This is a genomic window from Polaromonas sp. P1_G4, from assembly GCF_056405475.1.
The window spans coordinates 1-578 of sequence record NZ_JBFUCA010001047.1 but is presented as its reverse complement, the minus strand read 5'-3'; the positions used below and the strand labels follow the sequence as shown (position 1 = coordinate 578).

Sequence of the window (578 nt, the reverse complement as noted above, 5' to 3'; positions counted from 1 at the left end):
ACACGAAGTGAGCGACCGTGGGGGCTCACGTATCGCCTTCAATACAAGCCGCCAGGGTCACGATGACATTGACGGTGTGCGACCAGTAGCTGCCGTCGCTCATCTGTGCGACGGCCACAAGCTGTTGTGAGGTAGCCAGGCGTATGCGTGTTGTCACGCTGGCCTTGCCGGAGCGAGGCCCCAGCGTGAAGCGGGCCACATCGCGCTGGGGGTTTTTCTCGTTGAAGACGGCAATGCTTTTCACGTGGTCGGCCGCCGTCATGGGACTCTCGACCGTGACGGTGATGGGCACCACATTGCCGTTGTCGACCAGCTCGGCTATATCAAGCTTGATTTTGCCCGCTCGTACCGGAGCGCTTTGGGTATAGGCCGCCACCGCTGCCGCCAGCTCACCGGCCTGCGCCGCTGCGGGACGCAAAACGACGCTCAGGCCCATGCTGGCCGCGCCCGCCAGAATATGGCGCCGATTAAAAGAAATAAAACGGCCTGCTGTGGTCATGAGGTCACTTCAGCGTGAGCAGAAAGGCCACCACGTCTTCAATTTGCTGGGCGTTCATGATGGGCTTGCCCTGCCAGGC

The 578-nt window shown here is 61.2% G+C and carries 1 protein-coding gene; it reads right to left on the bottom strand.

Going from position 1 to position 578, the window contains the following annotated elements; genetic code table 11:
- Positions 1-25 precede the first annotated feature (25 nt).
- Positions 26-499 carry a SoxY-related AACIE arm protein gene (locus AC1D1X_RS25280; protein ID WP_477669275.1) on the bottom strand — a complete coding sequence of 158 codons (474 nt, stop codon included), beginning with the start codon at positions 497-499 and terminating at the stop codon, positions 26-28.
- Between the last annotated feature and the right edge of the window lie 79 nt (positions 500-578).

Coding starts and splice junctions, on each gene's coding strand:
- AC1D1X_RS25280 (WP_477669275.1), bottom strand. CDS start 499: ATGACCACAGCAGGCCGTTTTATTTCTTTTAATCGGCGCCATATTCTG.